The sequence below is a fragment of the Rhodococcus sp. 05-2255-1e genome (assembly GCF_002259025.1).
Taxonomy (GTDB): Bacteria; Actinomycetota; Actinomycetes; order Mycobacteriales; family Mycobacteriaceae; genus Rhodococcoides; species Rhodococcoides fascians.
This window is the reverse complement of sequence record NZ_NOZE01000005.1, coordinates 64680-87277: the sequence shown is the minus strand read 5'-3', so window position 1 is coordinate 87277 and position 22598 is coordinate 64680. Positions and strand designations below refer to the sequence as shown.

18 protein-coding genes are annotated in these 22598 nt (G+C 65.5%); 3 read left to right on the top strand and 15 right to left on the bottom strand.

Features of this window, described 5'->3' with window-relative positions; translation table 11 throughout:
- Positions 1 to 27 precede the first annotated feature (27 nt).
- From fadD32 to cobM, 14 genes are all read right to left on the bottom strand, one after another.
- The gene (gene fadD32 / locus CH262_RS01940; RefSeq protein ID WP_094716758.1) at positions 28 to 1926 is read right to left on the bottom strand and encodes a long-chain-fatty-acid--AMP ligase FadD32; all 1899 of its coding nucleotides are present in this window, start codon (positions 1924 to 1926) and stop codon (positions 28 to 30) included.
- 179 nt (positions 1927 to 2105) lie between these two features.
- Positions 2106 to 3104 (bottom strand): LLM class F420-dependent oxidoreductase, encoded by a 999-nt coding sequence (locus tag CH262_RS01935; RefSeq protein WP_057473079.1) that lies wholly within the window; start codon positions 3102 to 3104, stop codon positions 2106 to 2108.
- Between the two features lie 289 nt (positions 3105 to 3393).
- A complete protein-coding gene (locus tag CH262_RS01930; RefSeq protein WP_027494808.1) occupies positions 3394 to 4347 on the bottom strand; it encodes a cutinase family protein in 954 nt (317 codons plus the stop codon).
- Positions 4348 to 4356: 9 nt separating this feature from the next.
- Complete coding sequence (locus tag CH262_RS01925) at positions 4357 to 4908, bottom strand: DUF732 domain-containing protein (protein ID WP_032374174.1); 552 nt, start codon at positions 4906 to 4908, stop codon at positions 4357 to 4359.
- 83 nt (positions 4909 to 4991) lie between these two features.
- Positions 4992 to 6893 carry an alpha/beta hydrolase-fold protein gene (locus CH262_RS01920; protein ID WP_094716757.1) on the bottom strand — a complete coding sequence of 634 codons (1902 nt, stop codon included), beginning with the start codon at positions 6891 to 6893 and terminating at the stop codon, positions 4992 to 4994.
- Positions 6894 to 7112: 219 nt separating this feature from the next.
- Positions 7113 to 8126, bottom strand: a complete 1014-nt coding sequence (locus CH262_RS01915) for an alpha/beta hydrolase (protein WP_057473080.1) — start codon at positions 8124 to 8126, stop codon at positions 7113 to 7115.
- Positions 8127 to 8457: 331 nt separating this feature from the next.
- Positions 8458 to 9468 (bottom strand): alpha/beta hydrolase, encoded by a 1011-nt coding sequence (locus tag CH262_RS01910; protein WP_174557192.1) that lies wholly within the window; start codon positions 9466 to 9468, stop codon positions 8458 to 8460.
- Positions 9469 to 9681: 213 nt separating this feature from the next.
- A complete protein-coding gene (gene zomB, locus CH262_RS01905) occupies positions 9682 to 11547 on the bottom strand; it encodes a flagellar motor control protein ZomB (protein WP_032388102.1) in 1866 nt (621 codons plus the stop codon).
- Positions 11525 to 12430: a decaprenyl-phosphate phosphoribosyltransferase gene (locus tag CH262_RS01900; protein ID WP_027494814.1), complete on the bottom strand. Its 906-nt coding sequence runs from the start codon at positions 12428 to 12430 to the stop codon at positions 11525 to 11527. The genes zomB and CH262_RS01900 overlap by 23 nt, the downstream gene beginning before the upstream one ends.
- Positions 12427 to 12963: a phosphatase PAP2 family protein gene (locus CH262_RS01895; protein WP_174557191.1), complete on the bottom strand. Its 537-nt coding sequence runs from the start codon at positions 12961 to 12963 to the stop codon at positions 12427 to 12429. Before CH262_RS01895 ends, CH262_RS01900 begins: the two co-directional genes overlap by 4 nt.
- Positions 12941 to 14848, bottom strand: coding sequence for a glycosyltransferase (locus tag CH262_RS01890; protein ID WP_094716756.1), 1908 nt, complete (start codon positions 14846 to 14848; stop codon positions 12941 to 12943). The genes CH262_RS01895 and CH262_RS01890 overlap by 23 nt, the downstream gene beginning before the upstream one ends.
- Positions 14845 to 16074, bottom strand: a complete 1230-nt coding sequence (glf, locus tag CH262_RS01885; protein ID WP_032366753.1) for a UDP-galactopyranose mutase — start codon at positions 16072 to 16074, stop codon at positions 14845 to 14847. Before glf ends, CH262_RS01890 begins: the two co-directional genes overlap by 4 nt.
- A gap of 67 nt (positions 16075 to 16141) precedes the next feature.
- A complete protein-coding gene (cobF, locus tag CH262_RS01880; protein WP_032407198.1) occupies positions 16142 to 16891 on the bottom strand; it encodes a precorrin-6A synthase (deacetylating) in 750 nt (249 codons plus the stop codon).
- Complete coding sequence (cobM, locus tag CH262_RS01875) at positions 16888 to 17631, bottom strand: precorrin-4 C(11)-methyltransferase (RefSeq protein WP_094693452.1); 744 nt, start codon at positions 17629 to 17631, stop codon at positions 16888 to 16890. The genes cobF and cobM overlap by 4 nt, the downstream gene beginning before the upstream one ends.
- Positions 17632 to 17813: 182 nt before the next feature.
- On the opposite strand from cobM, the gene CH262_RS01870 reads away from it, so the two are divergent.
- Positions 17814 to 20000, top strand: coding sequence for a peptidoglycan recognition protein family protein (locus CH262_RS01870; RefSeq protein ID WP_179274890.1), 2187 nt, complete (start codon positions 17814 to 17816; stop codon positions 19998 to 20000).
- 78 nt (positions 20001 to 20078) lie between these two features.
- Here CH262_RS01870 and CH262_RS01865 read toward each other — a convergent pair whose 3' ends face one another.
- Positions 20079 to 20915, bottom strand: a complete 837-nt coding sequence (locus CH262_RS01865; protein ID WP_027494821.1) for a Cof-type HAD-IIB family hydrolase — start codon at positions 20913 to 20915, stop codon at positions 20079 to 20081.
- A 75-nt stretch (positions 20916 to 20990) separates the two neighbouring features.
- Here CH262_RS01865 and CH262_RS01860 point away from each other — a divergent pair, with 75 nt between their 5' ends.
- Together CH262_RS01860 and msrA are read left to right on the top strand one after the other, a co-directional pair.
- On the top strand, positions 20991 to 22022 hold the full coding sequence (locus tag CH262_RS01860) for an NADP-dependent oxidoreductase (RefSeq protein WP_094716754.1): 1032 nt from the start codon (positions 20991 to 20993) through the stop codon (positions 22020 to 22022).
- A gap of 55 nt (positions 22023 to 22077) precedes the next feature.
- Positions 22078 to 22590 (top strand): peptide-methionine (S)-S-oxide reductase MsrA, encoded by a 513-nt coding sequence (gene msrA, locus CH262_RS01855; protein ID WP_032392964.1) that lies wholly within the window; start codon positions 22078 to 22080, stop codon positions 22588 to 22590.
- Positions 22591 to 22598: the final 8 nt, after the last annotated feature.

The following is a 22598-nucleotide window of genomic DNA, read 5'->3' as shown; positions in this document are numbered from 1 at the left end:
GTATCGAAGGAACGGGAGGCCCAGAGATCAGTCGGGTAGTTCGGCGTCCGGGAATGCCGTCTGCTGGTAACCGCCGCGCAGGGTGCCCTCGATGTAGGCGGCCTTGCACGCGCGTCGGGCGATCTTGCCGCTCGACGTACGCGGGATGGAACCGGCCGGGACGAGCAGGACGTCGCGGACCGTGACGCCGTGCCGCGCCGAGACTGCGGTGCGCACCTCGTCGGCGATCGGAGCCGGGTCCGCCTTGCCCGAGCCGGGAGCGCGCTCGGCAACGATGACGAGCTGCTCGGAGCTGTCGTCCGAATCCTTGGTCAACGCGGCACCACTGAACTCGAACACGACGTCGGGAAGCTGGTTGAGCGGCACCGCGAACGCTGCCACGAAGCCCGGCCGCAGAGCCTTGCTTGCTTCCTGCGCCGAGAACTCGATGTCCTGGGGGTAGTGATTGCGGCCGTCGACGATGACGAGGTCCTTCACGCGGCCGGTGATGTAGAGCTCGCCGTCGTGATAGACGCCGAAGTCTCCGGTGCGCATCCAGTTGGCGCCCTCGGGGGCACCGGTGGCGTGCGACCCGTCGGCGACGCGGTGGACGAGCTTGTTGTGGAAGGTTTCGCTGGTCTCGGTCTCGCGACCCCAGTAGCCCTTGCCGATGTTCTCGCCGTGCAGCCAGATCTCGCCGACGTGTTCGTCGGGCACCTCGGTGGCGGTTTCGGAGTCGACGATCGCGGCCCACTGACTCCGGGCGACGGTTCCGGTCGATACCTGCGGGATGGCTCCGGGAGCGTCGGGTGTGACGACGACGAAGTTGCCTGCGTTCAGCTCGACACGGTCGACGTAGACGACCTTGGCCTCGTCGGCGTGCTTGCTCGTCGAGACGAACAGCGTGGCCTCGGCCATGCCGTACGACGGCTTGATCGCGGACTTCGGCAGACCGTACGGGCCGAAGGCCTCGTTGAACTTCTTCATCGACGACGTGGTGACGGGCTCGCTGCCGTTGATCAGGCCGATGACGTTCGACAGGTCGAGACTTTCACCGTTCTTGGGCAGTCCGCGCTGGGCGGCGTGCTCGAACGCGAAGTTCGGTGCCGCGGCGAACGTGCCTGCTCCGTCGGAGACAGCGGCGAGTTCCTTGATCCAGCGCCACGGCCGCTGCACGAACGCGCGCGGGCTCATGATCGTGATGTATTTGCCACCGAGGGCCGGGAGGATGACGGTGAGCAGACCCATGTCGTGGAACATCGGCAGCCAAGTGACGCCGCGCGAGTCGTAGTTGATCTCCATGCTGTCGACCATCTGCAGCGCGTTGACGCCGACCGCGCGGTGCGTGATCTCGACGCCGGCCGGGGTTCGCGTCGAACCGGACGTGTACTGCAGGTAGGCGATGTCGTCCAACCCTGCCTTGGGCTCGACCCACGTCTCGCCGACGCTGTCGGGAACGGCGTCGACGGCGATGATGCGGGGCCGCTCGGCAGCGGGGAGCGCGCGGAAGAACGCCCGAACGCCCGCCGCGGAGTTGCTGGCGGTGAGGATCGCGCTGGGCTTGCAGTCGCCGAGGACGGCATGCAGGCGGTCGGTGTGGCCGGGCTCGTCGGGATCGAACAACGGCACCGCGATGGTGCCCGCGTAGATCGCACCGAAGAACGCGATGACGTACTCGAGGCCCTGGGGAGCGAGGATCGCCACGCGGTCACCGGGCTCGGTGACCTGCTGCAGACGGGCGGCGACAGCGCGCAGCCGCTTGCCGAACTGTGACCAGGTCAACTCGTGCGCTTCACCGTCCCGTTCCCGGGAGTAGTCCATGAACCGGTACGCGAGCGTGTCGGCGTTCTCTTCGACGTTCGCCTCGACGTGGCGGACGAGTGTCTGCCCTTCACCGATGGTGATGTGGCCGTTCTCATCGATGAAATCATCGAACGTGTGGCTCATTTGCTTCAATCTCCTCCGACACGAATCGCTGCCACACATCGTGCGTGACCTGGCCTTGCATTGACGACGTTCATCGATGCAGACCCCGAACAGCGTTTTATGTTACTAAGTGGTAACTCCAGCGGTGGCGGTTTCGGTCGACCTCGAGGCCGACTCCATGCTACCGACACGCGCCTGCGTCACTCGCCTTTCAGCAAGTCGACAACCGGAGCGAATGCTTCCATTTGTGTGGGGAAAACCCCGACATAGGACATCGTCGTCCGCGCGCGAACGTTACGGATCTGATCGGCGATTTCCTCGTACGTTCCGAAGGCGAGGTACGGCGACGACAGAATGTCGTCGACCGTGAGCTTGACGTCGACGTCCACGTTGGGCGGATAACCGTTGTCCAGCGCGGCCAATGCCATCTCGGCCATCTGCTCGCGATCGTCGGTGACCACGATGGTGGTGATGGCCCAGTTCAGCTCGATGTCGTCGAACCGATCCCCTGCGGCAGCCCGGATGAGCTCGACGCGCTCGAGAGTCTTCTCGATGGTCATGCCCGACAGCAGCAACTTGCCTTCCTTCGAGGTGCTCGGCACCACGGAGATGATGTCGGCGTGCTTGGCCGCCAGCGCGAGCATCTTGGGGCCGCCGCCGCCGATGCAGATCGGCGGACGCGGTCCCTGACGCGGACGAGGGCTGCCTTTGAGACCGGTGATCGTGTAGTGCTTGCCCTCGTAGTTGCATTCCTGGCCGCGCAGCAACACGTCGAGAATGTCGAGGGTCTCCGCGAGCTTCTCGATGCGGACGCCGGGACGGTCGTAGGTGATGCCGGCCTTGTCGTATTCCTCGCGCATCCAGCCCGCGCCGAGTCCGAGTTCGAGCCGTCCGCCGGAGAGCACATCGATGGTCGCCGCGTCCTTGGCGAGCACCGCGGGATGGCGGAAGCCGTTGGCGAGCACCGCCGTGCCGAGCCGAATCTTGTCGGTGGCGACGGCGAGAGCTCCGAGCGCCGCGATCGGCCCGACCTGATTACCGAGATGATCGGGGATCATGAAGCTGTCGTAACCCAGTTCCTCGGCCTGCTGAGCCAGCTTGATGAACTTCCGAGCCCCGCCCTCCTCCGCGTTTCCCTCTCCGCCTGCAGCGAAGCGGAATTTGCGCGGCCCGGGGGTCGCGGCCTCGGCGGAACTCATCTATTGCTCTCCTCTGGGGTCTGGAGCGGCCGGCACCTGGGGTCTGAGGTGGTCGGTACCGGGGGTCTGGGCACACCGTGCGGGGCAGTCGGCCGGGGCCGATCCGCGCAGGTCCAAGGCGTCACTCTAGCCGCTCGCGGGAGCGGATCCCACCGACTGGGGGTCGCAGACCACAGGTTTGTGCCCTGCACCAGTTGGCGACACGCCGCGTTGTGACCTGTCCGTTATCCATGACACCGGTCACTGCGCTACCCACGACCCCGATCACGCCGTCGTCCACACGACCCGATCACGAGTGCGGAGGCGTCGGCGCATTCTCGATCAGATCGGCCGCCCACGCCGCCGTCCACTGGGTGGCCGTCGTGCCGGAACCGTCGACGACGAAACTGTTGTACGACGCGTGCACCGGATTGCCCGCCGCCCCGATCAGAATTTGGATGCTCTGCGGAATGTTGCGCAGCGACAGTCCATCGGACGGGGACGCACAGATCAGGTCGCCGGGTGCACAGATCTGATTGGTCCGGTCGTCGAGCGCGCCGAATCCGCCGTCCCGACGCCCCGTCATGGTGATGCCGGGGAGGTCGAGTCCCCCGAGGGCGACCTCGGCTCCGACGCCGTCGAGCGGTCCCGGCACGTCGGTACCCGACACTCCGTCGCGGCGGCCGTCGGCGATGAGGGTGACGCCGAGGACACGATCGGCGGAGATGGGTCCGTTACCCGCGCCGATGTCGGCCGCGATGTCGCCGGAGATGACTGCTCCCTGAGAGAAGCCGGCCATGACGAAGTTGGTCAGTGGGCACCGCGCTGCGACGTCCGACATCTTCTGCACCGCAACATTTTTGCCCTCGGTGCGGCTGTTGTTGTAGGACTGTTGGCCGTCCGGCGGCAGCGCGATGGGGTTCGAGAACTGTGCGACGTAGGGAACCGTGTAGACGTCCGCGCGAGATCCGGGGAACTGCTCCTGCAGCGGCCGGGTGACGTTGAGCATCAGCGACACCGGATTGGCGGTCGGGTTGTACGGGTCGTCGGTCGACGACGACTCCCACGTACCGGGGATGGCAATGACCTGGACGTCCGGGCAGTCCGCCGGTTGTGAGGTCGGCTGCTCGGGCCCCGGCGGCGGCACCGGTCCCGGTCCGGGTCCGAGACGCCCGGCGAGGAGGTACCACAGGGCCACGATGACGAGCCCGATGATCACCGCGAAGGCGATCACCGGCAGAACTCTGCGTTTACGTTTGGCCATCAGCGCGAACTACGGCGTGCAGTACGTCGCCTGCGCGGCGGCGATGTAGGTCTGGGCTGCCTGCTGGGCCTGCGTCTCGTTCATCTGCGTTCCGGCTGCACTCGCCTCGACGCCGACGTTCGCGGTGACGTAGGTCGTGATTTCGTCGGCTGCGACGCCCTGCGCCTGCGCGGCACAGATGTAGTTGGCCGTCGACACCGCGATGTCGCCGTTGCCCGCCGGAGTGACGCCCTTGCTCTTCAGCTCGTCGAGGAAACGCTGGCCACGGTTGTCGATCTGGCTCTCCGTCGGCCCCGGGAAGTCGTCCGGCACGGCCTGGGGTTGCTCCGGCGGTGCCGTCGCCGCCTCGCCCGGGCTGGTGGTCGGAGCGACAGTAGTGGTGGTGCTCTCGGCCGCCGACGTCGACGAACTCGCCTCGGTCGTCGTCGCAGCTGCCGTGGTGGTGCTGGTCGGCGCGCCGGTGGCCGTCGAGTCGTCACTTCCACACGCCACCAGCATCGAGCTCGCCGCCACGGCGAGCACGCCGAGTGACAGAGTTCTGGCCAGAGAGTTACGCGTCATCGATCGAAATCCTTCGGTCGTCGGGTCGCAGGCGAGAGTACAGCCACGCTCTGAGAGAACTCTGAAGCCGTGACTGCCTCCGGTCACGGAGCGATCGTGGCCTTGCCGTCCTTGACGGTGATGATGCCGAACTGGAAGTTCTGTTGCTTACCGCCACCGTCGATGTCGAACTGATCGCTGGTGGGGTAGCCGAGGCGGCCACCTTCGTAGCCCACCGATCCCCAGGCGTCGAAGATCGGGCCGTACGGCATGGACCAGGCTCCGCTGACCGGGCTCCAGTAGATGTTGCCGGTCTCGAACTGATTGAACCGTCCGCCGTCCCGGATGGGGCCGATCTCGTTGGACTTGGGGAACCCGAGAGGTCCACTCTCCCAACCCAATTCACCGTACTTGCCGAGAATCATGCCCTGCACAGAATGCACGCCCGCGTCGGGAGAGGTGTAGATCGCGCCGATCTCGAAGCCCTGCACCGAGCCGGGCTTGTTGGGTGTTGCCACCTCGTCGAGCACCGGGTATCCGAGAGGACCGCCCTCGTACCCCTGGGCTGCCCACTCGTCGAGCACGGCACCCTTGACCACATGGGCTCCGGTCTGCGGCGTGAAGTAGACCATGCCGTTCTGGAAGGCGTTGAAGCGGCCGCGGCCGTCGGGAGTGGCGATCTCGCCGGTCTTCGGGAAGCCGAGCGCACCCTCGGGGCCCTTGTTGCCCTGGTAGATGCCGCCGATAGCGCCGGCAACCACCTGCGCCCCGGTGCCGGGAGTGAAGAAGACCCGACCGAACGTGAAGTCCTGAGCTCGACCACCGGCGACGTTGTACTCCGCGGTGAGGCAGGGACCCAGCCACGAGTTCGCGCCGCTCGCATTGCCGATCATGCCCGCGACACTGCAGGCGGGCTTGTCGACCTCGACGCCGAGTGCCGTAGCGAGCTGCGGCCACAGCTGGTGCAGCTCGAACTGCCAGTACGGCCACGAGTGCGTGCCCGACGGGCGGTAGTTGACCTGCGCGGGGATTCCGAGCTGGTTGAGCTTGGTGGCGAAGGTCTGCGAGGTGAGTCGCGAGAGGATCTCGAGGCCCATGCCCGCGTAGTTGGTGCTGACGCCCGGAATCGGCGACGGCTGATCGTACGGGCCGGTCGAGCCGTTGCCGCTCGAGATGTAGAGGCTGACGCCCTTGAGCTTGTCGGCCAGCAGGTACGGATCGTGCTGAGCCCACAGCGAGTTGGACGGTGCGCCCCACATGGCCTTGGAGTTGTAGCCGCCGGCGTCGGTCATCGCGTACTGGATGGCCTGCGGCATGCCGAGCGAGGTGGTGGTCAGGATGCCCGACAGCGAACCGGCGAACTTGAAGAAGCCGGGGTTGCGGGCCGCGAGGAACATCGCGGACGTGCCACCCATCGACAACCCGACGACGCCGCGGTTGTCGGTACTGCGCCAGTCCTTGGCCAGGATGGGCGGCAGCTCCTTGGTCAGGAACGTCTCCCACTGGTAGTTCTTGCCGTTGTCCTGATCGACCCAGTCGGAGTAGAAGCTGGACTGTCCGCCGATCGGCAGCACGACGTTGACGTTCTTGTCGGCGAAGTAGGCCTCGGCGTCGGTCTCGGCCGTCCAGCCGTTCTCCTGGTCGGTCGCCCGGAGGCCGTCCAACATGTACACCTGCGGGAACGTGGCCTGCGGGTTGATGTTCCAGTCACGCGCGAGCAGCAGCTGCACCTGGATGGGCGTTCCCATCGAGGGCGACTGGATCCACAGCGCGACGCGGCGATCGGAGAGCCAGTCCACCGAGGTGACGGTTGCTCCACCGGTCTGGGTGTAGGCGGGGCCGGTCTGCGCCATCGGGGCGGCATGAGCAACCGGGGCTGCAGTGGCCAGCGTCGTCGTCGCGAAGGGAATCATCAGCGCGGAGGCGACAGTCACTGCTGCTGCCGCTCGCCGAGCCCGTGTGCCGGCCGATGGGGTACGACCGAACCGAACAAGCCCAGTGCGCATGATGGTGACTCTCTTTCCTGTGACGACCGAAGGTCTCGTCTCGAGACATGCTTCGTATGTCTTTCTACACGTGCCCAATGGCCACGAACAGCAGACTCGCTGTGACTGGTGGTGCGAATGTGAATTGGGGAGGCTCGGAGAGCCGGCGCTCGAACCGACAATGCCGCCCGACGCGAGAGCGTGGGGCGGCATTGTCGGAGAGCACGTTACGGAACCGAATCAGGCGTTCAGCGCGTCCAGGATCTGGGTGCGTGCCTTCCACAGCTCGGCACCCCAGTACGGCCAGGCGTGAATTCCGTTGGCCGGGAAGCTGTAGGTTGCCGGGATACCGAGGGTGCCCATGCGGATCTGGAATGCACGGGTGTTGGCGAGCGAGAGTGCCTCGAGCGCCATGCCGTTGGCGGTGTTGTAGAAATCGATCGGCGCGGCCGGGTGATCGAACTGACCGGGCAGGCCGCTGGCTGCGGAGATGTACAGCGACAGACCCTGCAACCTGGGTGCGAAGACGAACGGGTCGTTGCGCAGCCACGCCGGGTTCCAGGGCGGTCCCCACATGGAGTCGACGTTGAAGCGTCCGGCATCGAGCATCGCGATACGAATCGCCTCACGCATGCCCGGGGCCGAGATGTTCAGGTAACCCGAGAGCGAGCCGGCGAACTTGAACTGGTCGCGGTGGTACGCGGCGAGCGTCAGGGCAGCCGAACCACCCATCGACAGGCCGAGAACACCGTTGTTGTTGCGCGAGACGCCGTAGTTCTCCAGGAACGCCGGGAGCTCCTGCGTCAGGAACGTCTCCCACTTGTAGGTGACTTCCTGGCCGTTGAAGTTCGACGAGGTGTACCAGTCGCTGTAGAAGCTGGACTGTCCGCCGACGGGCATGACCAGCGTCACGTCGTCGTTGGCGAACTGATCCTGCGCGTTGGTCTCGAAGGTCCAGGCGTTGCGATCGTCGCGGGCACGCAGGCCGTCGAGTAGGTAGAGAGCAGCGTTTCCGCCGCGTGCCGCCCACTGGACCTGGACCTTGATCGGACCCATCTCGGACGGGACGATCAGATCCTCGCGGCCACCGGCCGGGGTCTGGTGGACGACGGCAGTGGGGGCAGCGACTGCGACTGCGCCGCCGACGACACCGGCTGCGATCGGCAGAACGAGTGCGGCAGCACCCACGCCGAGCAGGCGCTGACGCCAGCGTGATGACGCCTTCGGGTTACTGCTGAGGCCGGCAAATCGCATGAATCGTGCTCTCTCTCATCTACGCGGTCTCCGCTGTCGTAGCGGCCCCCGGCAATCGAACAGGGCTGACTGACGGCCCATGAGGCCGGGGTGAAGCTGTGGTGTGTCGAAACGTCGAGGTTCTGCTGCATAACAGGCGAACCGCTCGATGGAGGTTATTCCATCGAGCGGTTCCAAGGCAAAACTGTGATCAGCGTCCCAGTTTCGCCTCTGCGAGTTTCTGAAACAGGAGACTATCCTGCGCGGTCCTCGCTGAACAGCCCTGAAAAGTCGTGAAATATCACTACAGGGCCGAAAGCGGGGACTGCGACAGCAAACGCTGCCGGGTGGATCAGTTACCGATGTTGGCGCTCAGGTCCGGTGCCATGACGCGGATCTGCTCGCCCCAGTAGCCCCACTGGTGGGTACCGACGGCCGGGAACGCATACGTGACGTTGTTGGCACCGATGCTCGCCATGCGGATCTGGAAGGCACGGCTGTTCGCCAGGGCGATGGCTTCGAGGCCCATACCGTTCGCGGTGTTGTAGTAATCGATGAAGCTCTGTGGGCGATCGAGACCGCCGGGCAGACCGCTGCCTGCGAAGACCCACACGCGCGTGCCGTTGTCACGCAAGCGCGGCGCGAAGACGAACGGGTCGTTGCGCAGCCATGCCGGATCCCACGGCGGGCCCCACATCGCGTCGATGTTGTAGCGGCCGGAGTCCAGCAGGGCCAGGCGCATGGCCTCGCGCATGCCGGGTGCGGAGATGTTCAGGTAGCCCGACAGCGAACCGGCATAGCTGAACTGGTCCGGGTGGTAGGCAGCCAGCGTGAGGGCTGCGGAGCCGCCCATCGAGATGCCGATGACACCGTTGCGGTTCGGGTTGAAGCCGTAGTTCGCGCGCAGGTTCTCGCGGAGGTTCTGCGTCAGGAAGGTTTCCCACTTGTAGGTGGTCTTCTGACCGTTGAAGTTGGACGGTGCGTACCAGTCGGAGTAGAAGCTCGACTGTCCACCGACCGGCTCGACGACGTTGATGTTCCACGAGGCGAGAACTGCTCCGGCGTCGGTCTCGTGCTCCCAGCCCGAGATGTCCGTCGTGGCGCGCAGGCCGTCGAGCAGGTAGACGACGCGGTTGGTGTTACCGTCCGCTGCCCGCCACACCCGGCTCTTGATCGGGCCCATGCTCGAGTCCGTCCAGACGTCGATGGCGTTGCCGTCGAACGCTGCGTTGGCAGTTGCGCCACCGCCCGCCACGGCCAAGCCCAGTGGTAGCACCACTGCCATCAGCATGGATGTTGCGGCGCGGCGACCCCAGGAGCCCGCTCGCTTGTCCCCGGACCGGCTCTTCCATCTACCCAGCATGCACTCGACCTCTCAGCAGCTTCGTCACATCGGTTACGCAATCAACGATTGATCTCGCAAGTTCATCATGTATGCGCCCGACCCAGGGTCTGGCGCATACATATCCTCCGCACTTATCGCACGAAGTACGTCGTCCGTTACAGGATCGAGACAGCTCATCTTCGCGTCGAGACCGAATCGGCGCAACCCGGTGATCTGCTCGTGTTCTGTCGGCTAATTATCGGCCTTCAATACAGGTGCCGGAAGATCACATCGCTGTATTTCGTATTTCGGCACCCGGTCGAATCGATAACCGGCATAGAACAACGAACGTTTCACATTCCGGACGAACAGATCCTTCGTCAACGGTGCTCGGTAGGACGTCAGCATTTCCTGGGTGTCCGGGCAGGTCAACGCCACCTGAGCTTCGGTCACCCAGTCCTCGTCCATGTACCAGGGCAGGTAGGGATGGATGCCGACCAGTCCCAGATCGGCGACGACCCAGTCCGGGTAGAGGTTCTTGTCGTGACCGATGCGGCCGTTCTCGAGGCGCTCGGTGTGCGATGCCAACGGGTACGCCAGCCCCATCTGATCGATGACCCGCACGTCGAGGCCGACGTTCATGCTCGTCATCCCCAGGTTGAGGAAGTAGACGGTGTGACCGAATCCACCCTCGGGGATCGGGAGGGGCGGCGGGACGACATCCCAGTAGGTGAATTGCGCGGACGGCAGCAGCAATCCGCCGTCAGGGGTGTCGTCGATCGCCTGAACCATCGCCCGCATCCGCGGATAGTCGAGATAGTCCGACGCCAGGATCGGATGAGCGTGCCCGGTGTTGAGCGAATAGAACGCTCGTTCGTCGACGATTCCGCTTCGTCCGACGATCGAGCCCTGGGGCATTCCCGTCGTGTTCGCCGCAATCACAGCCCAGACGACGATCCCACCCCAGACGAATACATCCGCGACGAAAACAGCAGTCGCACGATTACCGGACCATCGTTGCGGGAGCGCGACGGGCAATATCGAAATGGGCAACAGCAGCGTGAACAGGGCGGGCAACAATGTTCGCCCGTGCATGAAATCGCCACCGACTCGAATTGCGTAGACCGCGAGCAACAATCCACTGACTAGCACGAATACGACGACAGCGGTCGGCGTGCGCAACGCGGCGAGCAGGCCGCCCACTGTTCTGGGCAGCGTCGGGCGCACTCGTGTCACCGACAGGGCGGCACCGAGCAGGAGCAGCACCAGCGGGAGCCACAGTAGGTACGGTCCCATCAGGTTGGTCAGATACGCCCACCCTTGCGACCACTTGGCACCGCCGGCGTCCTTGGACACTGCGGTGTTGGGGTACGGAAGGCCGTAGTAGCCCATGCGCCAAATTTGGTACAGCACGGGAACCGCGCCCGCGAATGCGAACACGCGCAGCCTCGACAACCACGTCTGCGGGGCGAGGAAGATCATCGCCAGTGCCAGAACCGACACGATGGACAACTCGGGGCGCACCAGCGGGCCCAGGCCGGCGAAGAAGGCCAGCAGCAGCAGCTCGACGCCACCTCCGCGGCGCTGCCCCCACCGAACCATCAGCAGCCACAAAACCGCCAGCCAGAAGATGACCAGGCAGGTCTCCAGCCCGGACGTCGCGAAGTCACGGGCCGGCGGTACCGCGATGTACACGAGTACACCGGCGGGGAGGAAGAGAGTGCGTGAAGCGGTGCGCCCACGCAGGGCGAACGTGCCGATCATCGCGATGACGACGGCTGCTGTGGACAGCACGAGCGCGATCGTCAGCACCACGTACTCGAGCCGGCCGTCGCTGAGCCAGCTGCCCGCGTAAACAAGGTACGTCCAGATGGTGCTGGTGTTGGTCTCGACCCGCTCGCCCGCATTGAACACCGGGCCGTTGCCGGCCAACAGGTTGCGGACGGTGCGCAGGACGATCAGGCCGTCGTCGGCGATCCAGCGACGTTCCCAGGCACCCCACAGAAACAGGGCACCGGTGACGACGGTCCCGACCCAGAAGACCGCCCTGGTCGAGACCGCCGATGCCGGGGTGTCTTCTCGCGTGTCTCGCTGGTCAGGCGAGGTAGACAGCGACACCAACCACTCCGATCCACGCTATGGCGAGTAGCTGGAGAACCCTGTCTCCCAACGCGATCTCTTCGGGTTCGCCTGCCTCGCCGCCGTCTACGTCCACTGCGTATCGCAGGATTGCGATAGTAAACGGAATCATCGAGATGGCGAACCAGTTGGAGTCCGTTTCGGCGTCTTGCTGAAAAGCCCACAGGCCGTAGCAGATGACAACGGCCGTCGCGGACAGCGTCCACACGAAGCGCAAATATGTCGTGGTGTAGTTCTCGAGCGACTTACGGATCTTCGCCCCGGTGCGTTCGGCCAGTTGCAGCTCGGCGTAGCGCTTGCCCGCCGCCATGAACAGCGAGCCGAACGCCATGATCAGCAGGAACCACTGCGAGAGCGGGATCGAGGCAGCGACGCCACCGGCGATCGCGCGGAGCAGGAAGCCCGAGGAGACGATGCAGATGTCGAGCACGGCCTGGTGCTTGAGGCCGAAGCAGTACGCCAGCTGGATGACGATGTAGACGCCGATGACCAGCGCGAGCTTCCAGTTCGCGAAGAACGACAGGCCGACGGCGAGTCCGAGCGACACCACGGCCATCGCGTAGGCGATCGTGACGGGCAGGACTCCTGCAGCGATCGGCCGGAACCGCTTGGTGGGGTGCGCGCGGTCGGCCTCGACGTCCATGGCGTCGTTGACCAGGTAGACGCCGGAGGCGGCGAAGCAGAACACGATGAACGCGAGCGCGACGGACAGCAGCACGTCGCGATCGGTGACCGAGCCTGCCGCCAACGGCGCGGCCAGGACCAGCACGTTCTTGACCCACTGACGCGGGCGAAGCGCCTTGACGATGCCGTCCGCCAGATTCTTCGGCGGTGCGCCTACGGGTGCGGCATCCTCGCTCATTTGTCTCCTTCGAACTTCACGACGGCAGCAGCCGTCAACGCGCCGAGTGCAGATCCGGCCAGCACGTCGGTGGGGTAATGGACTCCGAGCACCAAGCGCGAGAGCAACATGGGTGGGACGAGGACCGCCGGTAACGGTAGCCCGGTCACGCGGCCGAGGAGAACCGCAGCCGCTGTGGTGGATGTCGCATGCGACGACGGGAAACTCAGCTTGCTCGGCGTCGAGACATTGATCCGGACGGCCGGATCGTGGGGACGCGGCCTGCGCACGATGCGCTTGATGACGATGGACGCGGCATGCGATCCGACGGCACCGACGGCCACCGACGCCCACTGGCGTCGCCGCGGCGCGTCCAGAGCAGCGCCGATACCTGCGATCGCCACCCAGCCGAGGGCATGTTCGCCGAAGTGCGACATCCCGCGCGCGACGGTGATCGCACCGGGGGCGCTACCGACCGTGGCCTGCACCTTTTCGAGAATGCGCACTTCGGTCGGCACCTCGGTCTGGCCTTTACGCCTGGTAACGAAAGACACGTTCCCACGTTTCCTTACTGGTCAGGTGCGGCACGGCATCACGGTATCGAGCCTTGAGCGCAGGGAATTCGGCTGCCAACTGCTTGCGCAACGACAGCGCTTCCTTCAGCAACGCCGCCGCCTGCGCGCGGTCGCGCTTGCGGTAGACGACGCCTCGGCCGTCGGCGGTGGTGACGGTGACGCCGTCGACCTGGGACAGCAGGAACCAGCGCGCGTCGAGAGTCGGCACGTTGAGCTGCGGACGCTCGTGGTGCTGCTCGTGCGCAGGCTTGACGTTGTGCAGCAAGCCCTTGGCCAGACGACGGACCTTGGAGATCGGGTTGGTCGGCAGGCCGACGGCTCCGACTTCCTCACCCGATGCGAGCGGCAACTCCGTGGAACTCCCGACAACGACGGCGTCCGGGAATTCCTTGCGCAGTGCATGCACCGTCGGCAGCGCCGTGGGCAGAATCTCGAGGATGTGCTCGGGACCGGCCAGGAAGTCACGGATCGCAAGGTTCTGGATGGCGACCGTCGAGTACTCGAGGCACAGCAAGTGCTTGACGGTGGCCTTGATGGTGTCCAGCACCAGGCCCTTGCCGTCGCCCGGCATGTGCAGCGACGCAACAACGAGACGGTTACGCAGGTGGAAGTACGCCTGCCAGTCGATGGCGTCGTCCTTGTCGCTCCACGCCATGTGCCAGATCGCGGCACCCGGCAGCGTTACCGTCGGGTAGCCGGCTTCGCGTGCGCGCAAGCCGTATTCGGCGTCGTCCCACTTGATGAACAGGGGCAGTGGCTGCCCGAGTTCCTCGGCGACGACGCGCGGGATCATGCACATCCACCAGCCGTTGTAATCGACGTCGATGCGGCGGTGCAGCAGCTTGCTGGTGCGCAGCGGATCCTCGGAGAAGTCGTGGTCGTATTCGACGTTCTGCGCGCCGGTCCACATGAAGTTCCCGCGGTCGATCACTTCACCCATGACGTGCAGGTGACTACGCGCCTGCAGATTCAGCATCTGGCCGCCGACGAGCGTGGGCACCTTGGCGAATCGCGACATCGCCAACGCCCGCAGAATCGAGTCGGGCTCGATCTCGATGTCGTCGTCCATGAACAGAATGTGTTGGCAGGCAGTGTTGTTCAGCGCCTCGTACATGATCCGGCTGTAGCCGCCGGACCCACCGAGGTTCGCCTGATCGTGGATCGCGAGACGGCCACCGAGCGCAGCTGCGGCCTCGTCGAAGCCGGGTTCGTCCTTCGCCTTGCGGGTGCCCTGATCCGGCATGATCACGGCCTGGATCACGTCGAGCACCAACGGGTCCGAGCCAAGGGCGACAAGCGCTTTGACGGCGTCGGTCGGTCGGTTGAATGTGGGGATACCCACGGCGACGGTCGCCTCACCGGGAGCGTCGATCGGCGCGTACCAACCGGCACTCTCGAGGACCACCTCGGAATCGGAGGTGATGTCGAACCAGATCCACCCGCCGTCCTCGAACGGGCCGAGGTCGATCAGAAACTCTTGCGCCGCATCGCCGTCCACGGCCTCGCGGCCCTCGACGTGGATGCGCGACGCATCGGCCTTGGACCGGTAGACGTCGATTCGGCAGTGGCCGGACACCTCGACGCGCAGCACCACGGACTTCAGGATGCTGTAGCGCCGCCAGTAGCTCGCCGGGAATGCGTTGAAGTAGGTGCAGAACGACACCTCGGACTCGCCGCCGATGGTGAGCGAGGTACGCGAGAGCGAGTGCGCGCGTCTGGCATTGGTGGTCGCTTCTTCGAGGTACAGCGTGCGCACGTCGAGCGGCTCACCCGAACGGGGCAGCAGTACACGCTGCAACAGCGATTTTCCGAGGACCGGCGCGACGTCTGCCACCCCGTCCTCGAGCAGGTGCTTGGCGGTCATTTGTCCCCCGCCAGGGCGGTGCCGGTCTCGAAGTGCGGGGCCAGGGTGTTGTCGTACATGTTCAGTGCGCTCGCGATGGCCATGTGCATGTCGAGGTACTGGTACGTGCCGAGTCGGCCACCGAACAGCACTCCGTTGGAGGCAGTTTCGGCCTTCGCGCGGTTGCGGTACGCCTCGAGCTTCTGCCGGTCGTCGGGGGTGTTGATCGGGTAGTACGGCTCGTCGCCGCTCTCGGCGAAACGTGAGAACTCGCGCATGATGACCGTCTTGTCGGTCGGGTACTCACGCTCGGGATGGAAATGGCGGAACTCGTGGATCCGAATGAACGGCACGTCGCCGTCGTTGTAATTCATCACCGGCGTTCCCTGGAAATCGCCGACCGGGAGCACCTCGGTCTCGAAATCGATGGTGCGCCAACCCAGTTCGCCCTCGGAGTAGTCGAAGTAGCGGTCCAGCGGCCCGGTGTAGACGATCGGGGCGTTCGGGCTCTCGGCGACCAACTCGTCGCGAACGTCGAACCAGTCGGTGTTCAGGCGAACGTCGATCTTCTCGTCGCGTGTCATGTTCTCGAGCCACGCGGTGTAGCCGTCGACCGGCAGCCCCTCGTAGGTGTCGTTGAAGTAGCGGTTGTCGAAGGTGTAGCGCACCGGCAACCGGGTGATGTTGCCCGCGGGCAGTTCCTTCGGATCGGTCTGCCACTGCTTGGCCGTGTAGTCCCGGATGAATGCCTCGTAGAGCGGACGTCCGATCAGCGAGATCGCCTTCTCCTCGAAGTTCTGCGCGTCCTTGGAGTCGAACTCACTGGACTGATCCTCGATCAGGGCCCGCGCCTCGGCCGGGGAGAAGAACTTTCCGAAGAACTGCGAGATCAGCCCCAGGCCCATCGGGAACTGGTACGACTGACCGTTGTGCAGCGCGAAGACGCGGTGCTGGTAGCCGGTGAAGTCGGTGAACTGGTTGACGTAGTCCCACACGCGCTTGTTGGACGTGTGAAACAGGTGCGCACCGTACTTGTGGATCTCGATACCCGTCTCGGGCTCGGCTTCCGAGTACGCGTTGCCGCCCAGGTGGTGCCGCCGGTCGAGAACGAGAACACGCTTGCCCAGCTGGGACGCCGCCCGTTCTGCCACGGTCAGACCGAAGAACCCGGATCCGACGACGATGAGGTCGTAGCGGCCGGTCGCGGTGGCGTCGGAAGAGGTGGTCTCGGGGCTTACAGCAGTCACGGGCAACCAGGGTATCCGACGATCGTGACGGCTCCACCCCGCCAGGCACCGCCCGGCCGGTCCGGTGTCAACCTGGCAGGCGTCGGAGCAGGTAGGTATCCATCACCCAGCCGTGCGCCTCTTTGACCTCGGCGCGGGCGCGGCGAATGTCGTCGAGCACGGCGTCGAGCGGCCCGGCCACGAGCTTCTCGTCGGTCGTACCCAGGTTGGCTCCCCAGTGGATGCCCCAGCCTGCGCCGGTCAGCGCACTGCAGGCCAGGTTGCCGTCGAGCATGACGACGAGGTTGTCCAGCCCGGCTGCGACGTCGCCGGCCAAGTTTCTGCCGGTGGTGATGACGATCGGGCCCCCGATGCGATTGAGCACGAGTCGATGACTCGCCGCCAGCATGGACACGCTGGAGATGCCGGGTGTGACATCGAACTCGATGTCGCCGCGCAGTTCGGCGATCCGCTCGACGACGCGGATAGTGCTGTCGTAGAGCGCCGGGTCGCCCCAGACGAGAAACCCGACGACGGTGCCGTCGGCGAGACCGTCGAGCACGTCGGCGTACGCCCGGGCGCGGGCGTCGTGCCAATCGAGGACGGCGGTCTCGTACTGCCGAGGTGACCGGTCGCGTGGGGGGTCGGGCACCTCGACGACCTGGTAGCTGCCACCGTGGTGGCGCTCGAGGATCTCCTGCCTGGCTGCTGCCAGATCCCCGACGGACGCGCCCTTGTCGGCCACGATGAACACGTCCACAGCCCGCAGCTTCTCGACGGCTTGCACCGTCACCTGATCCGGGTGACCACCGCCGATGCCGATCAGATGGATTTTCACGAGCGGTCCCGGCAGGCGTCGTACAGGTGGGATTCGGCGACGACGCGACGAGCCAGAGCAGGACCGACGAGGATCACCGCAGCTTGCCGCAGCCCGGCGGCCTCGACCTGGTCGGCGATGTCGCCCAGGGTGCCGCGAAGAATCAGCTCGTCCGGCTTGCTGGCGTGGAAGACGACTGCGGCGGGGCACTCCGGACCGTAGAACTCCGTCAGTTCGTCGGCGATGATGCGGGTGCGTGTGATCGCCAGGTGCAGCGCAAGCGTTGCCCTGGTAGCGGCGAAGTTCTTCAGCGCTTCGGTATCGGGCATCGCCGTCGAGCGGGCCTGCGCGCGGGTGAGCACCACCGATTGCGTCACCTCGGGAACGGTCAGCTCGACGCCCAACGTGGCCGCAGCGGCCGCGTAGGCGGGCACTCCCGGCGTGATGTCCCACGGCACACCCGCGGCGTCGAGTCGAGCCGACTGTTCTGCGATCGCGGAGTAGAGGGACGGATCACCCGAGCACAGGCGCGCGACGTCGTCCCCGCGCTGGTCGGCGGCGACGAGTTCGGCGGTGATGGCATCGAGATCGAGCTTCGCGGTGTCGACCAGGCGAGTACCGGCCGAGCAATGTTCGAGGATCGCGTCGTCGATGTAGGTACCGGCGTAGACACACACCGGACTGGATCGCAGGAACTCGACGGCCCGCAACGTGAGCAGGTCTGCCGCTCCGGGTCCGGCTCCGATGAAGTGCACAGTCACAGGTGGAAAGCGTAGGTGACGCGCCCGACGCGCCGCGCCATTGGAACTTCCCGGCTGTGGCTAACTGTCAAGCTAAGGTTTAGCCTTGTGTCTGATGGGACTCATGTTGCTGATGTGAATGTTGTTGTTCAGCAATGCGAGATTCTACGACGCGTACCTACCACCAACCAGGGAGTACCGCCTTGCCGAACCGTCGAACGAAGCCGTCGATCGTTCTCGGTGCTGTCGCACTACTCGCCGTCGCGACCCCGTTTGCGGTCGCAGGGCTGACAGATAGCACGACCACCGGAGTTCGACCGGCCAACGAGACAACCCCGGTCACCGTGCCGACGAAGATCGTCGAGACCGCGCTGAGCGCTGCACCGGACATCGTCATTCCGCTGCAGGAGCTCACCGGCCTGCCGCTGCCCGATCTGCGGCTCTCCGATCTGAAATACCTGCCGTTGCCGGATTCCATCGTGATCCCGCCGATCGAAATCCCCGACATCCCGGGTCTCACGACGCCGGCTCCGGGTGGCGCAACCGCGCAGGCCCCGATCCCCAGGGTGGACGCCTCGGCACCGGTCAATCCTGAGGCTGCCGACCCCACCGGGCCGCCGCTCGGAGCGGCAGTCAAGGAGATCTCGCAGGACACCCCGTTCAGCATGGTGGCGTTGACCTCCGAGCAGCTGAACGGCGCGAGCGCGCAGGTTCGTCGGCAGCTCGAGGACGGATCCTGGGGCCCGTGGCTGCAGACCGCACCGGTGGATACCACTGCGAGCGACGCCGTTCCCGCTGCGGAAAAGCAGGGCACCGAACCGATCTTCGTGGGGCTCACCAAGGCCGTGCAGGTGCTGTTGACTCCGCTGACGAGCAGCGCTGCTCCCGAAAGCTTTGCAACGCCGCCGGTTCCGGAGGTCCCGGTTGTTCCGCTGCCTTCCGATGCCTCCGCACCTGCGCCTGCTCCCGCCGTTGCGGAGCAGCCTTTGGGCTACACACCCGCGTCGTCGAGCAAGCCGCTGCGCCAACAGGATCCGGCACCGACAGAGCCTGCTGCGCCCGAAGCCGCTCCTGAGGTGTCGGCCGAGCAGTTGGCGTCGGCAGTGAGCGACATCAGCGCCGTGCTCATCACCCCCGGCACGTCCCCCGCCGATTCGGCGTTGAGCGACCTCGCTACTCCGGTGGCGGGCGATGCAGGTCCCAACGTCATCACCCGCGCCCAGTGGGGTGCCGACGAGTCGATCCGTTGCGCCAACCCGACAATCGACGATTTCATCGGCGGTGCCACCGTGCACCACACCGCGGGCAGCAACGACTACTCGAAGTCCGAGTCGGCCGAGATCGTCCGCGCCATCTACGCGTACCACGCACAGACTCTGGGCTGGTGCGACATCGGCTACAACGCACTCGTCGACAAGTACGGCCAGATCTTCGAGGGTCGCGCCGGCGGCTTGGACAAGCCGGTCCAGGGTGCGCACGCCGGTGGATTCAACGAGAACACCGTCGGAGTGGCCATGATGGGCGACTACTCCACTCAGGATCCGTCGCAGGAGACCGTCGATTCGGTCGGCAAGTTCCTCGGCTGGCGACTCGGCAAGGCAGGTCTGGATCCCAAGGGGACCACGACGATGACCTCCGAGGGAACGGATTTCACGTTCATCGGCAAAGGCAAGAGCGTCGACCTGCCGGTGATCTTCGGTCACCGCGACGTCGGCAACACCGAATGCCCCGGTGACGCCGGATACGCCAGGCTCGGGGAGATCCGCGACATCGCGGCCGCGAACCTCGGCGGTGGCGGCGACGTCACACCGGCAGCACCCGAGACCGCGCCCGATGCCACCGCACCGGATACCGCGGTGACCGACCCGGCACCGTCACGACCGGGCACGGACGTCAGTTCGACTCTGGGCGAGAACATCCCGGCCCTGGTCGCAGAATTGCAGCGCCTGGCGTCGACGAGTCCCGTCGCGCAGAAGTGGTTGTCCTCGGGCGGCGAAACCGGCGCTCTCGGCGTACCGGTCAGCGGCCTGGTTCAGGTCAGCGGCGGCCGCGAGAAGGCTCAGTTCCAGAACGGCGAGATCATCACCAACATGGCCGGCCAGGCCGTGGCCGTCATCGGCAAGATCTTCCAGCAGTACCTGCAGCAGGGCGGTGTCGACGGCGTCCTCGGTCTGCCGCTCACCGACGAGTTCAAGGTGCCGGAGGGCTTCCGAACGGACTTCGAGAACGGTTCGCTCATCTTCAATGAGCTCACCGGCATCGTGACCACGGTGATCAAGACGTACAACGACACCTACAACGCAGAAATGCAGAAGCCGGTCGCCGCGCCGGTGGAGCCGGCACCTGTTGCCGAGCCCGCTCCGGCACCGGAGCCCGCACCCGCGGGCTGAGTTCGGACAGTCGACAAGGGCCGAGTCACCGTGGTGACTCGGCCCTTGTCGTGTTCGATGCGCCCCTGTACCGGCGTATCACCACCAGCGTTCGAGTACCTGCGCCACTCCGTCGTCTGCGTTGGTGACGGTCACTTCGTCCGCGGCGGCGACGGCGGCCGGATGCGCGTTGCCCATGGCGACGCCCAGGCCGACCATCGACAGCATCGGGACGTCGTTGGGCATGTCCCCGAAGGCGACGATGTCGGCGACGTCCACGGACAGCGTCTCGGCGACCTTCGCCAGGCCCGACGCCTTCGTGACGCCCGGCGCCGACAGTTCGATGAGCCCGTTGTCGGTGGAGAAGGTCAGGTCGGCGCGGCCGGAGATCAGCGGCGAAAGAATGTTTGCCATGTGGCCGCTGGTCGATCCCGACAGTCGTATCAGCAGCTTCACCGCGGGGACGTCGACGACGTCGTCCTCGGACATCTCGACGTTGTCGGGATTGAGCCACGCGTGCTCGTAGCCGGGCGAGCTGACGAACTGCGGCGTGGCCGCGTCGTGCGCCGATCGACCGACGCGCTCGGCGGCGAGACCGCAGCCGGGTAGCGCGCGGTATGCGACGTCGGCCAGCCACTGCAACGTCTCGACATCGAGGGTCTCCGCACTGAGCACGCGATCGGTGGCCGCGTCGTAGATGACCGCACCGTTGGCGCACACCGACATCGGCGCGTATCCGAGACCGTCGACGACGGGGTGGATCCACCGCGGCGGCCTACCGGTGGACAGCACGAACGGCACTCCGTCCGCTACGACGGCTGCGACAGCTCGCTTGGTGCGTTCACTGACACGTTCGTGCTGGTCGAGCAGGGTCCCGTCGACATCGCTGGCGACGAGGCGAGGGGCGAGGCGGGTGGTGTTCGGCGCGTTGGTCATCGTGACGTCATTCTGCCCTAGTGTCGAAGGACCCTGTTTTCGACATGCACGTCTTCGATGTGGAAGGAACGGTAGATGACATCCGTGAACCGTCAGATCCGCTTGGCTCAGCGGCCCGTGGGGCGTCCCGACGAGTCGACGTGGGATCTCACCGAGGAACCCATCCCCACCCCGGGCGACGGCGAATTCGTCGTCACCGTCGACTACGTCTCCCTCGATCCCGCCATGCGCGGCTGGCTCAACGATGCGCGCTCGTACGTGCCTCCCGTCGGCATCGGTGAGGTGATGCGTGCTCATGCCGTCGGCCGCGTCCTCGAGTCTCGGCATCCGGATTACGCTGTGGGCGAGGTCGTTTCGGGCTCGTTCGGCGTCACCGAGCATGCGATCTCGGACGGGTCGGGAGTGCAGAAGGTCGACGAATCGATCGCACCGGCACCCACGTGGCTCGGTGCCCTCGGCTTCCCGGGATTGACGGCCCACTTCGGCCTGATGGACGTCGGCAAGCTGGCCGAGGGCGACACCGTCGTCATCTCCGGGGCGGCTGGCGCCGTCGGCAGCATCGCGGGTCAGATCGCGAAAGCCAAGGGAGCCACCGTGATCGGGATTGCCGGCGGGCCCGAGAAGTGCGCCTGGCTCACCGAGGAGCTGGGCTTCGACGCAGCGATCGACTACAAGAACGAGTCGGTGTACAAGGCCCTGAAGGCTGCTGCACCGAAGGGCATCGACGTCTACTTCGACAACGTCGGCGGCGAGATTCTCGATGCGGCGCTCTCGCGCCTGCGCAAAGGTGCGCGAGTGGTGTTGTGCGGGGCCATCTCCGGCTACAACGCCACCGAACCGCAGCCCGGACCCGCGCACTACCTGTCCCTGCTGATCAACCGTGCGTCGATGACCGGGTTCATCATCTTCGACTATCTCGATCGCTACCAGGAAGGCATCGACGCTCTGTCGGAGCTGCTCACCAGCGGCAAGATGACCGCGCGCGAACAGATCGAGATCGGCGGAATCACGGCGTTCGGATCGACGCTGAACCTGTTGTTCGACGGTGCCAATACCGGCAAACTCGTCCTCGAGGTCGGCGAACGCACCCACGATTCGGAATTATGAGGGCGACTCGTTCGTTGAACCCCACGTATCGCTCGATAGAGAACTAGGAGAGCACATGTCTGCAGCCACCGAAACCGCCATTCTCGCCGGAGGATGCTTCTGGGGAGCCGAGGAGCTCGTCCGCAAGCTGCCCGGGGTGGTCTCCACTCGCGTCGGCTACACCGGCGGCGAAGTCCCCAACGCGACGTACCGCAACCACGGCAACCATGCCGAAGGCCTCGAAGTGGTCTACGACCCCACCCAGACGTCGTACCGGGATCTGCTGGAGTTCTTCTTCCAGATCCACGATCCCACCACGAAGAATCGTCAGGGCAACGACATCGGAGCCAGCTACCGCTCGGCCATCTTCTACCTGAACGACGAGCAGAAGCGCGTGGCCGAGGACACGATCGCCGATGTCGACGCGTCGGGCCTGTGGCCGGGCAAGGTCGTCACCGAGGTGACCCCGGCAGGAGATTTCTGGGAAGCCGAGCCCGAGCACCAGGACTACTTGCAGAAGTACCCCGAGGGCTACACCTGCCACTGGGTTCGCCCGGACTGGAAGCTGCCGCGTCGGGCAACCGCCTAGGAGCGGCT